At 42.6% G+C, this 15,882-nt stretch carries 12 protein-coding genes; 2 read left to right on the top strand and 10 right to left on the bottom strand.

From position 1 onward, the window contains the following. Positions 1 to 9: 9 nt before the first annotated feature. Genes KCX82_RS19330 through KCX82_RS19315 form a run of 4 tightly spaced genes read right to left on the bottom strand, consistent with a single transcriptional unit; the run spans position 10 to position 4,613 of the window. Positions 10 to 1,314 carry a pyrimidine-nucleoside phosphorylase gene (locus tag KCX82_RS19330; RefSeq protein ID WP_227020135.1) on the bottom strand — a complete coding sequence of 435 codons (1,305 nt, stop codon included), beginning with the start codon at positions 1,312 to 1,314 and terminating at the stop codon, positions 10 to 12. A 48-nt stretch (positions 1,315 to 1,362) separates the two neighbouring features. Next, positions 1,363 to 2,535 (bottom strand): phosphopentomutase, encoded by a 1,173-nt coding sequence (locus tag KCX82_RS19325; RefSeq protein ID WP_227020134.1) that lies wholly within the window; start codon positions 2,533 to 2,535, stop codon positions 1,363 to 1,365. Positions 2,536 to 2,552: 17 nt separating this feature from the next. Then, positions 2,553 to 3,266 (bottom strand): metallophosphoesterase, encoded by a 714-nt coding sequence (locus KCX82_RS19320; protein WP_227020133.1) that lies wholly within the window; start codon positions 3,264 to 3,266, stop codon positions 2,553 to 2,555. A gap of 3 nt (positions 3,267 to 3,269) precedes the next feature. After that, the gene (locus tag KCX82_RS19315) at positions 3,270 to 4,613 is read right to left on the bottom strand and encodes a DNA recombination protein RmuC (RefSeq protein ID WP_227020132.1); all 1,344 of its coding nucleotides are present in this window, start codon (positions 4,611 to 4,613) and stop codon (positions 3,270 to 3,272) included. A 223-nt stretch (positions 4,614 to 4,836) separates the two neighbouring features. Between KCX82_RS19315 and KCX82_RS19310 the strand changes: the two genes are divergently transcribed. Further along, entirely contained in the window at positions 4,837 to 5,829 is a 993-nt protein-coding gene (locus KCX82_RS19310) for a nucleoside recognition domain-containing protein (protein ID WP_227020131.1), read from the top strand. On the opposite strand, the gene KCX82_RS19305 is transcribed toward KCX82_RS19310, so the two are convergent. Continuing rightward, the gene (locus tag KCX82_RS19305; RefSeq protein ID WP_227020130.1) at positions 5,807 to 8,704 is read right to left on the bottom strand and encodes a sulfatase-like hydrolase/transferase; all 2,898 of its coding nucleotides are present in this window, start codon (positions 8,702 to 8,704) and stop codon (positions 5,807 to 5,809) included. The genes KCX82_RS19310 and KCX82_RS19305 overlap by 23 nt on opposite strands. A gap of 130 nt (positions 8,705 to 8,834) precedes the next feature. Beyond that, positions 8,835 to 10,502 carry a glycoside hydrolase family 26 protein gene (locus KCX82_RS19300; RefSeq protein ID WP_227020129.1) on the bottom strand — a complete coding sequence of 556 codons (1,668 nt, stop codon included), beginning with the start codon at positions 10,500 to 10,502 and terminating at the stop codon, positions 8,835 to 8,837. A gap of 195 nt (positions 10,503 to 10,697) precedes the next feature. Between KCX82_RS19300 and KCX82_RS19295 the strand changes: the two genes are divergently transcribed. Next, the gene (locus KCX82_RS19295) at positions 10,698 to 12,380 is read left to right on the top strand and encodes a glycosyl hydrolase family 18 protein (protein WP_227020128.1); all 1,683 of its coding nucleotides are present in this window, start codon (positions 10,698 to 10,700) and stop codon (positions 12,378 to 12,380) included. 137 nt (positions 12,381 to 12,517) lie between these two features. Here KCX82_RS19295 and KCX82_RS19290 read toward each other — a convergent pair whose 3' ends face one another. The 4 genes from KCX82_RS19290 to KCX82_RS19275 form a co-directional block, all read right to left on the bottom strand. Then, on the bottom strand, positions 12,518 to 13,168 hold the full coding sequence (locus KCX82_RS19290; RefSeq protein WP_227020127.1) for an SdpI family protein: 651 nt from the start codon (positions 13,166 to 13,168) through the stop codon (positions 12,518 to 12,520). Further along, positions 13,161 to 13,451 (bottom strand): autorepressor SdpR family transcription factor, encoded by a 291-nt coding sequence (locus KCX82_RS19285; protein ID WP_227020126.1) that lies wholly within the window; start codon positions 13,449 to 13,451, stop codon positions 13,161 to 13,163. The genes KCX82_RS19290 and KCX82_RS19285 overlap by 8 nt, the downstream gene beginning before the upstream one ends. 194 nt (positions 13,452 to 13,645) lie before the next feature. Then, a complete protein-coding gene (locus tag KCX82_RS19280) occupies positions 13,646 to 15,250 on the bottom strand; it encodes an ABC-F family ATP-binding cassette domain-containing protein (RefSeq protein WP_227020125.1) in 1,605 nt (534 codons plus the stop codon). Positions 15,251 to 15,378: 128 nt separating this feature from the next. Then, positions 15,379 to 15,873, bottom strand: coding sequence for an O-acetyl-ADP-ribose deacetylase (locus KCX82_RS19275; RefSeq protein WP_227020124.1), 495 nt, complete (start codon positions 15,871 to 15,873; stop codon positions 15,379 to 15,381). Positions 15,874 to 15,882: the final 9 nt, after the last annotated feature.

Here is a 15,882-nt window from a genome sequence, read left to right as displayed (position 1 = left end):
GATATTCACTTATTTAATTATTTTTTTAATTAATGCCTCTTTCTCCGGCCGATCCTCAACGACTTCAAAAGCCCTGCCGGCTTCCTCTGCACCTTTCATAACTTTCTCAGAATCCCTGCCGTAAACCGTAGCAAGGATATCCCCTGTCTTTACCGTATCTCCAACCTTTTTAAGAAGGAGAATCCCCGCGGAAAGGTCGATCTGATCTTCCTTTTTCGCCCTCCCGGCACCGGAATGCTGAGAAGCTAATCCAATGGCTTTCGCTTCAATTTCTCCGATATATCCATCTCGGTCCGCAATCACGTCCTGATGGCAGGTTGGCTGAGGGAACAGCAGATAGTTCTCTGTCACCAGCGGATCTCCGCCCTGCCCTTCTATGAACCCAGCTAGTTTTTTTAGTGCTGAGCCGGATTCCAATGCTTCTTCGGCCATTTTATAGCCCTCTTCATAGGTAGAAGCTTTTTCTCCGGCATAGATCATGTAACCTGCCAGGACAAGAGAAAGCTCGGTAATATCAGCCGGTCCTTTTCCCTTTAAGGTGTCAATGGCTTCCATAACCTCCAAACTGTTTCCCACTGCATAGCCAAGAGGCTGATTCATATCGGTAATGACAGCTATGGTTTTCTTACCGTCTGCTTTCCCGATTTCAACCATGAGTTCTCCCAGTTCAACGGCTTCTTCCATGCTTTCCATAAAAGCGCCGTTTCCGCATTTCACATCCAGCACAATGGCATCACTTCCCGAAGCAAGCTTTTTACTCATAATGCTGGAAGTGATCAGACTGAGATTATCTACTGTTGCAGTGACGTCTCTAAGTGCATATATTTTTTTATCGGCCGGTGCAATATGAGAAGTCTGGCCAATAACGGAAAGTCCGATATCATTGACAAGATGTATAAAATCCTCTGCATCCACCGTGGTACGAAATCCCGGAATAGCTTCCATCTTGTCTACCGTACCTCCGGTAAACCCAAGACCTCTCCCCGACATTTTTGCGATAGGAACGCCGCAAGCGGCAGCCAGAGGCCCTACAATCAAGGTAGTCTTATCCCCAACCCCTCCGGTGCTGTGCTTATCCACCTTAATTCCTTTGATCCGAGATAAGTCTACAGTATCGCCGGAATATTTCATCGCTCTGGTGAGCTCATAGGTTTCTTCCTTGTTCATCCCACGAAAATAAATTGCCATAAGCAGGGCCGCTGCCTGGTAATCGGGAATGTTCCCGTCCGTATAGCCGGTGACGAAGTAATCAATCTCTTCCTTGGTAAGAACCTGACCTTCCCTTTTTTTATAAATAATATCAACCATATTCATATTGCCTGATCCCCTTTCAAAGCATCTTTTCCGAATCATTTATTATTCTTATATTTTTTTCAATAGCTGGAAAAAGCTTTCTCCGATAACCGTAGGATTGGCGGAAAGCATCTCGGCAATGGTAGCGCCAATATCTGCATAGGCTTTCCGTGTTCCTAGGTTCATTCCGGACTTGATGGTCTTTCCGTAAAGAAGCACAGGCACATATTCTCTCGTGTGATCCCAGCCGGAGTGAACGGGATCATTTCCGTGATCCGCGCAAAGAATCAAAACATCCTCTTCTTTCATGGCCTCCAGGATTTCCGGAAGACGCCGGTCAAATTCTTCAATGCATCTGCCATAGCCGATAGGATCCCTTCGATGTCCATATTTTGAATCGAAATCCACAAGGTTTGTAAAAATCAAACCTGAAAAATCCAGTCGCAGTGCTTCAATGGTCTTTGTAATACCATCCTGGTTGCTGTCGGTATGAACAGAAGTGGTAACTCCCTGTCCATTGAAGATATCACTGATCTTACCGATGGCATAAACTTTCTTACCGCTGTCTTTTACATGATCCAATAAGGTTTTCCCTGTAGGAGAAACCGCATAATCCTTTCTGTCTGAGGTTCTGATTCGTTTTCCATTTTCTAAAATATAAGGTCTTGCAATAACTCTGCCCACCTGAAGATCCCCAATCAGCATCTTTCGTGCTGTTTCACAGATCTGATAAAGCTCTTCCAACGGAATGACTGCCGTATTGACAGCAATCTGAAAAACGCTGTCAGCAGAGGTATAAATGATAGGTCTACCCGTTTTTTCATGCTCCGGCCCTAGTTTTTCTATGATCTCCGTTCCTGAGGCAGCATAATTCCCCAAGGTTTCCCTGCCGATGGCAGCTTCAAACTCTTTCATAAACTCCTTTGGAAAGCCGTCAGGAAAGGTCTGAAAGGGCACTTCCGTTAATAGTCCCGCAATTTCCCAATGTCCGGTGATCGTATCCTTGCCTTTGGAACGCTCCCCTAATCTGCCGAAGGATCCTGCTGGATTCTCCTCTTTTGCGATATTGGAAACGCCGTCAATGTTTCCGAGTCCCATCTTTATGAGATTTGGAATACTGAAATCCGTTTTGGAAGCTGCAATATGTCCAAGGGTATCCGCTCCCGCATCTCCATAATTTTCAGCATCCGGCATTGCACCAATCCCTAAACTGTCCAAAACGATTAAAACAACCCTGTTCAATGATATTTCCCCCTTCGTTAAAGCAGCCGGTAAGGCATGCATTTCAAATAATCTGTAGATGTTAAAATATACTCCACTCCGTTTCTGATACCCTTTATCCCATTGCCGTAAGCATCTTTCCCATGCAAATGGCCGTAAACAACTTTGATAACCCCATATTCTTCAAATAAATCGAGAAAGCCGGCGCTTTTACTTAGGTCAGCTACGGGAGGAAAATGCAATACTCCAATGATACGGCTTCTTCCCTCTTGCCCATCTTTCCCAAAGCCTGCTTTTACCGCCGCATCCAGGGATAGCTTCAGCCTGCCGAGCTCCCGTTTATAGATTTTCTGATCGTGCTGTGTAAAATCATCGTCACCGGGACATATCCATCCCCTGGTCCCGCAGATAGCAAAGCCTTCCGCCTCATAAAAGGTATTTTGAAGGAAATACAGATTGGGATACAGTTGATTCAGTTTACTGACAGAAGTCCACCAAAGATCATGGTTCCCTTTGATCAGCACCTTTTTCCCGGGCAGATCACTGATCCATGCAAGATCAGGCAAGGCCTCTTCATATCGTAAGGCCCAGGAGCTGTCACCGGGGATAATTATCGTATCTTCCTCTGTAATCATGGATTCCCAGTTACTTTTGAGCCGTTGGATGTGATTTACCCATTCACCGCCATAAATATCCATGGGTTTTTCTACAGAAAAAGACAGGTGCAAATCTGCAATTGCATATATGCTCATATGTTACTCTTCCTCACTTGTTTCCAATTCAATAGGGTCCTCATCACCGAGGGTCCCCAATCCCAGCAGCTCTCTGCTGTTTTGCTCAGAAAGACTGACTACGCTTCTCAGTTTGCTTTGAATCTTTCTTGTTCTGGTGCCAATCAGCTTATCCAGCTCAGCATTGGCTTGATTGATTCTCTGCTGGGTCGCGGTCAGTACATCTCCGAACTTATCAAACTCAGTCTTAACAGCACCAAGTACATTCCAAACTTCACTGGAATGTTTTTGGATAGCTAAGGTTTTAAATCCCATTTGAAGGCTGTTCAGCAGTGCGGCCATGGTAGTCGGACCTGCAATATTGATTTTATAATCCCGCTGAAGTGTTTCTACCATTCCCCTTCTAACGACTTCTGCATATAGCCCCTCAAAAGGCAGGAACATAATACCGAAATCCGTCGTCTGAGGCGGTTCTATGTACTTATCATGAATGCACTTGGCGAAGGTTTTAATAGCTCTTTCCAGCATTTTAGCTGCCTGGTCAATCTCTTCGGGGCTGCCGGTTTCGTAGGCATCCATGAGTTTGGCGTAGGTATCTGCAGGAAATTTGGCATCGATGGGAAGATATACAATTCCCTCTTCATCGCCGGGAAGTTTAATAGCAAACTCCACCCTTTCAGAGCTGCCCTTTTTCGTAACGATATTTTCCTCATACTGTTCCGGAGACAAAATCTGCTCTAAAATGGATCCCAACTGGATTTCCCCAAGGATCCCTCTTGTTTTCACGTTTGAAAGTACCTTTTTCAGGTCTCCTACACCGGATGCCAGGCTTTGCATTTCTCCCAGCCCCTTATAAACCTGCTCCAGTCTTTCGCTAACCAACTGAAAAGATTTGCTGATACGGTCTTCCAGCGTTTTCTGCAGCTTTTCATCCACAGTAGCCCGCATCTCCTCCAGTTTTCTGCTGTTATCCTCCTGCATGGCTGTGATACGGTTTTCCATAGTAGCTCTGATCTGTTCCAATTTCTGTTCGTTTTCAATGGCATTGGTCTTCAGCCTTGATTCCACCTGAATAAGCATATCATTCACAGTCTTTTGCAGCATGTCATTTCTTTGTGTCAAATGTTGGTTTAATTCCTGCAGTCTCTTGTCCTGAATTTCGGTAGACTGCTTTTGGCTGGCGGTCAGAAGTTCTCCTAAATGAGAAAAGCTTGATTGTATGTAATGAATCATTTCCTGTCTCGAGGTTTTTACCTCATTTGAAGTACTGCTGCTCTGGCGGGTCATACTCAGAATCACTGCCAGTGAAACACATACCGCAATGAAAGTTAACAAAACCAGAATGATCATAACAAATTGCTCCGACATATATAATTACCTCTTTCTCTGAACTTTGTCCGTAAGATTGTTCCTATCCTACTAAATTTCAGCTTGTTCAAAATCTTTATTTAAAAAGCCTTCAAATATATTTTTAGATACAGACACATATATTGTATCATATCCCAAGAATCCAAGATGATTCATGCGTTCATTATATCATTAATTCCCATTTTTATAAAGAAAATTCAGGCAAAGGAGTCAGGATAACCATATGTGGCTGGAAAAAACTTATCTGAGCTTTATTATAGGATTCGTAAGGCCCTTCTTTGATGTGGACAGCTTCTGGGGCAATATTTTAATCGGAGACTATGGGATTTTAACCATGACTCCGATCTTTTTATTCGGTTTACTCCTGCCTCTCGTTGCGGGTTTTTATTTTCTCAGGCATTTACTTGTGGATTCCTGTATCATGCCCCGGATCGCCAAATGCTTGGATCGACCGCTGAGGCGAATTGGACTCAGCGGCAACTCCATCCTCCCGCTGACCCTGGGTTTCGGCTGCGTAACGGTAGCTCTGGTCTCTGCCGGAACTCTGGGAACCAAGAGAGAAAGACTGATTGCATCGGTGCTTCTGTCTATCGCGGTTCCCTGTTCTGCGCAAGTGGCCGTGATTTTTGCACTTTCCTTCCTCCTTGATTGGAATTATATGCTGCTTTACTTTGGAATTGTTCTTGCCGTATTTTATCTTCTCGGCTTCTTATTAAATTTACTGCTTCCGGGAAAAATACCTTCCATTTCATTGGAAACCCCATCTTTACGAATGCCTGATCTAGGGAAAATCATAAAAAAAACTGCCCGGGAAGCTGTGGATTTTCTGCAGGATGCAGGTCCAACCTTCTTCTTAGGCAGTATTGCCATATCCTTATTGGATTATTATGATGGTTTTATGAAGTTAAGAGAGTGGTTTGCTCCCATCACCTCGGGTTTTCTTAATCTTCCTGAAAATGCTACGAATTTATTCATACTGAGCATCATCAAGAGGGATCTGGGTGCGGCAGGTTTCTACTCCATGGTCAATAACGGAAGCTTTACTCAGCCTGAAATTCTCGTGACGCTCATTGTGCTGACCCTCTTTGTACCTTGTTTTGCTTCACAAATGATCCTGTTTAAAGAGCAGAAAGCCGTTACCGCCATCCTGATCTGGATTGGAAGCTTTCTTCTGTCTTTTTTTGTGGGAGGCATTACAAGCTTGTTTTTGTTATAATTCCGGTATTGTTATCTACTATGTACGTCTCGCAATCCGCCTTATCCAGAACTTTTTTGTAAATGCCTGCAGCAGATTCTCTTGACATGACAATCGAAGGTACCTGATTCATCTGGATGTATTCGATAATCTGCTCTGCGGTATTTCCGCCCGTATCCACATTTAATATGCTATTGTACAATCCGGAGTATTCAACGATTCCCGGCACTTCTACGATAAATTGATTCAAAATGCTTCCGGCATAGCTCTCCATACATTTCATAAAATAGTCGGGGCTGCGCTCCACCTCTGCCAATATGGTAGCATCGGGGTGTTCCCTGACCCAAGAGATGAGATCCAGAAAGTCCATGGAAGTCAAGCCATTTACCATGTTCAGGTTGTGGAATACTTCCAGTGTCACTTCCGAACTCTTATCCGTATCAAAATAACGACTTAATTCCTTCCAAGTACTTAGCAGAACCGCTTCTTTATCCTCGGTCCAGCAGACCTGTACTTTCAGATTTCGGTATCCCGCTTCATAAGACGCATTCAATGCCTCCAGGGAGTTGGTTCCCAGCAGATTCATATCCGGAGCTCCTGCAAGTGCAATCTCATCCGGGTATTCTATGGAGGAGGAATGGGAGAAGGCGCTTAACGTATCCTGCCCTTCTAAATAGACCTTTCTGAGTACATCATTTTTCAGCATATACTCGGAGGTATTGATTAACCCCATCGATCGAAGATAGCCCTCATAACAGTCTTTTACCGGTACGGACTCACCTGTTTTTTTATTCCAGGCTCTTCCGTTTTCAAAGACTCCGTCCCGCGACATTTCATATACAATATCGTCCTGGAAAAAAGAACCTTTGGTCATATAGGTTTGCTCTGCTACAAATCCCGAATCAATGGTCAGGAGATTATGTCCCAAATAGATTGTATCCAAGGAATCAAATCCCATCAGGTATGCAATGGTAGGCAGAAAATCAAGCTGTCCTCCGGACACGCTTACGGTTTGCTGTATATTCTGCTCCGCTCCCGGAACTGAAATAATCAGAGGTATATTCATCATGGTGTCGAAATCATAGTCTTTACCCAAAATCTTAGACATGGATTTATGGATTTCTTCATCGGTTTTTGTCAGACCCATATGGTCACCATAAAGTGCAATGATAGAATTTTCATAAAGTCCTTCGTCCTTCAGCTGCTGAAAAAGTTGGCCAAGGGCATAATCCGTGTATGCAGCGCTGTTAATGTAGTTGCCGACGATAGTATCCTTATCCTCAGGCAAAATATCAATAAAGTTATATTTATCCATCATGATATAGGGGTGGTGATTGGACAAAGTAATGATAAAGCTGTAAAAGGGCTCAGGCATTTTCTTCAAATATTCCATAGTCTGCTGGAAGAATTCGGAGTCCGTCAGACCCCAGCCCATCCATTCCGTCATATCATACTGTCCCTTATCAGAACCCTCGATACCTCCTACATAGGTATCAAATCCTATTGCCGAATAAGCGTCTTGCCGATTCCAGAAGTTTCTGTCCTCGTGGGCATGATAAACTGCCGATTCATATCCTTGTTCCTTCAGCAGAACAGGAAGACCTCTAAAGTAATTATGATCGTAAAGCTTATAGGTAAAACTTGACAGGGTTCCGTAGATTGAGTTATTGGTTGCAAATTCCGCATCCGAGGTATTGCCGCTGCCAATCTGCTGATAATAATTATCAAAATAAATCGTGTTTTCTTTCAAGAGCTGATTTAAATTCGGAGTAATCTCCTGTCCGTTGTACTCCCTGTTGATTACAAAGTTCTGCAAGGATTCTATTTGAATGACGATGAGATTCTTATTCTTTGCCACCCCAAAAAGAGGTCCGTTTTTCTCCGTTTGATAACTATCTGTAAAATCATACATATAATTCGCTCCTATATTGGAGCTGTTGCCGGTGACGGCTCCCATAATGTCTTTCAAGTGATAGCTGTAAATTTCCTGATTGGAAATGGAAGTGATTAAATAACTCCCCGATATATTAAAAGTAAGAACCAGCAGCAGCAGAACCCCGGTTAAAGGCCGCTTATGCTGCCTCATCCAAAGAAGGGTCTTTTGTTTCAGATTCTTCTGCTGTTTTCTCCTTTTGGATCTTGTCCGTCTATTGACCGAATTTTTCAGGAGATCGTCCTGCTCCGCTTCATTCTGTACAGGTACCGATGTGCATTGTTCCTGATTTGAAAATTCTTCTGCTTTATTTATGGTTTCTGTCGCTTCTGCAGCTTCTTTTTCCTCCAATTCTTCCAATTGATCAAAATCGGTTATAAATACAATCTCCCCAGTCTCAGAAGCACATTCCAAATCAATATTTTCTAAATTAGTCTTTTCTGAATTGAAACATTCCAAATCAATAGCTTCTAAAACTGAGCGGTCACTGTCAGGAGTTGATTCCAAGGAATCTAAATCCGCATTTTCTTCTTTTTTCATCTTTCTTGCAAACAACGCTGCAAATATCAGGATACTGTCAGCCAGCAACAGAAAAAATTTCGGCTTCAGCACCTCTTTTATGCTTTCGGTAATATCCCCTAATACGCCGGCAGCGCCCAGCATATTCACGGATAAATACCGGTTGAAAAAGCTGCTGTAGGTTACATCGCACAGCATCAGTATGGTGAGCAGGAGATAAATCACTGCCGGTATCCATTTGTTCTTTATTGAAGAAAAGAGTAAATAGGTAAAAAGGCAGGTAATCAGCCATACCAGAATAAAATTAGCCTCTACACCGATGAGCCGATAAAAAAACAGCAGCTTCAAAACCACTGCCGCACTTGCAAATAAAGCAAGCACTCCGTATTCATTACGAAATGCCATTAAGAATTCTATTCCTTTTTTGGATAATTTATCAAACATAAATACGCTCCCGTCCTAAATAATAACTCCGACATTATATTACATTTTCTGCCGAGATTCAAGAAAAGAGCGTATAAATTCATGGAATCTTCACATGGAAAAGACTTCAAGTTTTAAGAAAGCTTAACCATTACCGGGCTTTGAATTGAGCCAGATTTCTTTTGAAAACTTCAATCAATTCTTCCGTTTCATCGATAAAATAAGGTCTGGCAATATTTCCCTTGGCATCCCAATCGCAGCCATCCCACCAGATGGCAATTTTAATCCGGTCATACTTTGTGATATGGCGGAACATGTTGTCTACCCAGGCTTCTTTATCTCCGCCTACACTGCTGGAGGAAAACTCCGTAATCATGAGAGGTTTCTCATATACATTGATATATTTTTCATACAAGGCATCATACATATGATCAAATTCCAACCAGGTCTCCCCTTCATAGTAAGTGCCCGTATTGTAGCTTGTCATGCCTACAACATCCACGTATTCGTCTCCGGGATAATAGCAAAGCTCGTCATTCCATTTGAAATCAGGAAAAGACTTTCCGTTGGGATTCCATACCCAAATAACGTTATCTGCCCCTTCTTTCTGAAATATCTGATAGATATAACGATAAAAGGCCTTATAGATTTCCGTATCCTTTGCGGTATGATAGGAAGAATAGACACACCAGTCACCATTCATTTCATTTCCAAGCCGAAAAAGCACAGGATAATCCGATTCTGCCACATCTTTTGCATAATTCTTCAAATAGGTGTCATATTTACCGTCCAAAACCTCGTAAACCATGTTCCGTTTAGAATTTTCCGGTTCTAGGGTCTGGAGGGTGAGCTCCACCAGCCTTCCTTCTTCTCCTGCATTTTTCAGAGCTGCAGCAAGCCGAGGATGCTGCCCGGCATCTTCAATAAAGCCCGTATAATAGAGGATTACCGGGAAACGAAAATCCACCCTGGATTCGATTTCCTTCAGATCTGTAAAATCCAGGGGAGCTTTTGTTTCAAAAATGCCCCACTGCAGTTTACTGTCCTCTCCAAAATAAGCTTCAAAGGTTTCGGCAGTACGTTGATCCCACGTTCTATTGTCAATGATTTTTTTCTTTTTCGTAAACGGAGCTTCCGTTTTTTCTCTTTCTTCAAAGGTTCTGACCACTTTTAAATAGTCCATATTTTCAAAAGGTACACTGCTTTTAAATAAAAAAGTAATCACCTCTTCTTTATTCAAAGGAATCTCAACCGATGCATAATAGCATTTATCGTTGGGTATCCGCTCCAATGGCTTTCTTGACCATTGCAGAACGTACATTTCTCTGCCGTCCACATGAATGGTATCCTCGATTTCTCTTTTATGATCGATCTTATTTTCGATAAATCGATTGGAATATCTGACATAGCTGATGATTCCGGAACCGGTAGTTTTCTCAATCTTCTGTCTGTAGATCTCGATACGCTGCTCCTTGTTTTCCAGCGAGGCACGAACCCCGGAAATACTCATGTCGACTTCCATACTCTTTGGAACCAAGATACGGTATCCGTCTACTTTATTGGTAAACTCATTGGTCTTCAAACTGTCGATTCGGAGTGTATAAGTTGCCAGTTCCCGCTTTTTTTCTTCCTCTGCTGCAAGCCTTTTTTGCATTACCGATGATTGTTCATCCTGAACGACTTTGATCTTTTCATTTGTTTTTGCGTTCGCATCTTCTGCTGCCAGTCTTTCTGCATAATTGTCTTCCGTTATAATTACCGCTGTAACAAGGGCTATAACTGCAATTGCACAGAAGACCTTAAGTAGGGTGCTTTTCATAAATGATATTGCTCCTTATCCGTAATTGATCTTCTGAATCAGATACTTTTTCTCTCAACTGTTCGTTTTGTAACACAGTCGTAATGATATCTTTACTATTAAACCATAGAAAACTTTTTCTGTATAGTATATAATGTATAAAAAAATTCAACTTATGCAAAAGCAAAAAAGAAAGTGGCAAGAGAGGAAATTCGGATGAAAAAAAAGATGTTATTGGGGTTTATGGTCCTGTGTCTGCTCGTTACTGCACTTCTGGAAGGAATTACGATGAATTGGTTTTCTTTCGGTGCAGATGCGGATGCATATCAGCTCTACGTCAACAACAAATCCATCGGACAAACGGGGTATTATATCAACAATACACCGTATCTGCCTGTTTCCTTGATAGGGACATACGCCAAGAATCCCGGTATAACTGTGGATCAAGCCGGTCAAAAACTCGTCATTAACCTGTCGGCGCAAAACATCATGATGGCCGATGACACTACGACTAATTTTGTAAAAACCTATGCCGGTAACGTGTACATTCCTCTGCGAAAGATCCAAGATGCACTCTATTTTCCTCTCAATACAACGGAACAGTTTTTCAAGCTCAGTTATTCAATATCGGGTAAAACCATACGTATGCGTGCCTACTCCGGCTCCGATAAGATCGCCAGGGTTAACCAGAGCAATGTAAAGGCCGTAACGTCCTTGGTGAACGGTGGGGGAAACAGTATAGATCTTGCCAATCATGAAACAGTCTATATAACAGGAGAAACAGATAATTATTATAAGATTACCACTGAAAACGATGTCAATGCATATGTATTAAAAGATTTTGTAACCATATCGGAGATTGATCTTTCCAAGCTGGACTTTTATGCTCCGAAAAAAACAAAATATAAAAGAGGTACGGAAAAACTCAGCGTGGCCTGGGATTATGTTGCTACGGTAACACCAAGCTGCCCAGCCTCTAAGTACAAAGGACTGGATGTACTCTCCCCTACCTGGTTCGATCTGATCACCAACGGTGACGGCAGCGTGGAAAACAACGGGGATAAGGGGTATACCGACGATGCCCATGCAAGAGGCTATATGGTCTGGGCTACCATAACTAATAATATGTCAACCAAAGGTTCTACCGCTTTTACAACTAAAACCTTTAACAACAGCGGCCTGTTAAATAAATCGGTAGCACAATATATTTTTTATTCCTGCCTTTATGATGCGGATGGTATCAATATCGACTACGAAGACGTATCAGACAGCGATGCTGCAGGATTGGTAGCCTTTACAGCGTTGATGCGCAACTATACCGAAAGACAGGGGCTCGTCCTTTCCATCGATACCCTGATTCCAAGACCATGGACTATCGAATACGACCGGAGCGCCCTTGCCAAATATGTCGATTACCTGGTAGTGATGACCTATGATGAGCATTACGCGGGAAGTCCTGCAGCCGGCTCCATTGCATCGCTGCCCTGGGTGGAAGAAGCAATTCAGGCAACCCTGAAGGAGGTTCCAGCTTCAAAGCTCTTGATGGGAGTCCCCCTATATACAAGAATTTGGACTGTTGACAGTACCGGAAAGATTGTTTCCAACCCCGCAGCAAACATGCCCGCGGTACGCAGTACGATAGCGTCAAAGAAGCTCACTCCGGTTTGGCTTGACAAGGAAAAGCAATACTATGTTGAATACCCTAACGGCACCGACACCAGCAAAATCTGGATTGAGGATTCCAGATCCATCTCCAACCGTTTGAATCTGGTCTCGAAATACAACCTTGCCGGTGCTGCGTGCTGGCAGTTCAGTCAGAGTGAAGAAAAGGTATGGGATGTATTCTATGGAATGTTAAAACAAAAGAAATCCATGAGTGAGTACCAGCTTCCGTATTAGGAAAAGAATTCCCTTCTATAAACGATTCGACCCTATGGAAGCCTACAACAGGCTGGATCCATAGGGTCTTTTTCATTTGCTTTTTACTCCGGCAGCTTTATTCATTTCTTTACCGCGATGTTTAATTAATTTATTTTCTATCTGGTTAAACTTTTTCTGAACAGAACATAAGAATACACACTGATGAAAATAATTGGGATAAATATTCCTGACATGAGAATGATGAAGCGAAGATTATTTTCTGTTAAAAGCACTCCGATAAGGGCCAGCACCCCGCCCAGAACCATAGCCTTGGCTCCGGTCTGATGTGTTTTTCTCCAGACTTCTTCATTTGCCAAAGTCCACGGGAGTCGGAAGCCTACAAAATAGTTATGTCTTACCCTCCCCATAATATTGCCCATGATAATGAACAAGACATCAACACCTACGGAAACCCAAAGGCCGATATCTACCGCGTATCCCAAAGAGGCAGCCACTACGAGAAGAAACATCAAAGCCATAAAGACATGGACTGCATACCTGATAATCTGATAGGAACCCAGAAATTTCTGATAGTTTTCTTTCCTTGGATCCAGCTTTGGCAGCAGAATAAACAGAAAATAAAGGCCTGCATTCATCAGTGGCATCATAAATGTTCCAACTGTTTTCGATCCGTAATTGTCAACCTCCCCGTTAATATTCCAATGCATCGGAACCTGATCCGGCATATAGGGATACACGAAAACGGCAATGATGATCGGAATCAATAGGATGATCCAAATCGGCCAATCTTTTTTTATGTTAATCATGGTTATCATCAACCTCCTCTTTTTCAATGAAATTCAGAAAAAAACTTAACAGCTCCTGAAAAACCGTAGTATTCAAGGAGTAGTAAATATTCTGCCCACTCCGTTCATCAATCACCAGATTTGCCTGTTTTAACAAATTTAAGTGATGACTGATACTTGGTTTTGATATATTAAATTGATCGGCGATTTCACCTGCCGTCATATCCCGGTCTTTTAAAAGCATGAGAATCTTTCTTCTGCTGGGATCTGACAGCGCTTTGAATACGCTATTTTGATTTGACAAGGCTTCACCTCCCTTTAAGTGGAGCATATTTACAGGATCCGGTTCTGTGATTATGCGATTATATATTTAGATAATTATCTAAATATATAATATAATAGAATAATACCATACCACATCATATTTGTAAATAGAAAAAAACAGGATAGGTTTACCCTATCCTGATATTTCACATAGATTTATGAACTCCTCTGGTTTTATTCCTGTTTACCCTTCTGATAGCTTTCGATAAACTCCTCATAAGTACAGGTTTTATCAATAATGGAGCCGTCCTCCTGGATCTCAATAATTCTATTTGCAATGGTCTGAATAAACTGATGATCATGGGAGGCAAAGAGAAGCAATCCTTTAAAGTCGATCAAGCCGTTATTCACCGCTGTAATGGACTCCAAATCCAGATGGTTGGTAGGCTGATCCAACACCAGTACATTGGCTCCGTAAAGCATCATTCTGGAAAGCATGCATCGCACTTTTTCTCCGCCGGACAGTACTTTGACCGGTTTGAAAACATCGTCTCCCGAGAACAGCATTCTTCCGAGGAAGCCTCGCAGGAAGGTTTCGGTTGTTTCCTCCGTAAACTGACCCAGCCATTTTATCAGATTTAGATCACAATCGTTAAAAAACGCCGAATTGTCCAGCGGGAAATAGGATTGAGAAGTGCTGACCCCCCATTTGAAGGTGCCTTCATCCGGTTCCATTTCTTCCATCAAAATCTTGAACAGGGTGGTATTGGCAATTTCATTTTCTCCGACAAAAGCTATTTTATCTCCCTTGTTCATGCGGAAGGAAACCTGATCCAAAACCTTGACGCCGTCAACGGTCTTGCTGATTCCTTCAACGGTCAGAATTTCCTTGCCCGGCTCTCTATCCATATTGAATCCAACATACGGATATCTTCTTGAGGAAGTGGGAAGCTCCTCAACCGTAAGTTTATCCAATAGCTTTTTCCTTGAAGTTGCCTGTTTGGATTTTGATTTGTTTGCGGAAAATCGCTGGATAAAGTTCTGCAGCTCACGGATTTTATCTTCGCTTTTCTTATTCTGGTCCTTTATCATTTTCTGAATCAGCTGACTGGATTCGTACCAGAATTCATAGTTGCCCACGAACATTCTGATTTTCCCATAATCCACGTCAACGATATTGGTACAAACCGTATTCAGGAAATGTCTGTCATGGGATACGACGATGACCGTTCCTTCATAATCCAGCAGGAAATCCTCAAGCCAGTTAATGGCTAATATGTCAAGATGGTTGGTGGGCTCATCCAGCAAAATTACTTCAGGCTTTCCAAAGAGCGCTTGAGCGAGAAGCACCTTAACCTTTTCCTTACCGTTCAGGCTGTTCATGTCACGGTATAAGAAGTCCACGCCGAGCCCCAGCCCCTGTACCAGTCTGCTGGCATCGGATTCCGCTTCCCAACCGTTGAGTTCGGCAAATTCTCCTTCTAATTCTGATGCTTTGATTCCGTCTTCATCATTAAAATCTTCCTTTGCATAAAGTGCATCCTTTTCTTTCATGATCTCATATAATCTGGCATTTCCCATAATAATGGTATCCAGTACCGTAAATTCATCATAGGCAAAGTGATCCTGCTTTAAAACAGACAAGCGTACATGATCCGGTATGCTGATTTCCCCTGTGGAAGGCTCTAAATCACCGGATAAAATTCTTAAAAAAGTCGACTTCCCGGCTCCATTTGCACCGATAATTCCATAGCAGTTTCCCGGTGTAAACTTTAAATTAACATCTTTAAATAGTGTTGTGCCGCTGAAATTCAGGCTTACATTCGTTACAGTTATCATTATTTCTCCTTAGGTAAAAAAATCATATCTTATTATTTTATCTTACCTTTACAGTAATGTCAAACCCAGGTCATGTCAAATTCGTTTCTATACGATATGACAGCCATGCTTTTGCAAAAATCAATATGTTATTTCAGAATTTCAGTATATAATTTCTGATCCGGATCACTGAAAGCAACAAAAGTAACCTCCATATCGTGGTCTTTTAAAAATTCTTTCACTGTATTTACTGCGATGATTGCAGCCTCCTTCTTCGGGTAGCCATAAACGCCGGTACTGATAGCCGGGAAAGCGATGCTTTTTATATTATGCTCCAGCGCCAGTCGGAGACTGCTCCGGTAACAGGTTGCCAGACGCTCCGGTTCACCCTGATTTCCTCCGTGCCAGACGGGCCCTACGGTGTGTATCACGTATCCGGCGGGAAGCCGATATCCTTTGGTAATCTTGGCTTCTCCGGTTTTACACCCGTGCAGTGTCCTGCATTCTTCCAGCAGTTCCTTTCCCGCTGCTCTATGGATAGCGCCATCAACTCCGCCCCCGCCAAGAAGTGTCTCATTGGCTGCATTGACGATGGCATCTACTTTCAAAAGAGTGATATCTCCTTTAACAATTGCTAACCCCATAGGAATTTC

It is taken from the genome of Sinanaerobacter chloroacetimidivorans (assembly GCF_018128545.1).
Lineage (GTDB): Bacteria > Bacillota > Clostridia > Peptostreptococcales > Anaerovoracaceae > Sinanaerobacter > Sinanaerobacter chloroacetimidivorans.
Note: the sequence above shows the minus strand (reverse complement) of the source record. Positions and strands in the feature narration are given on the sequence as shown.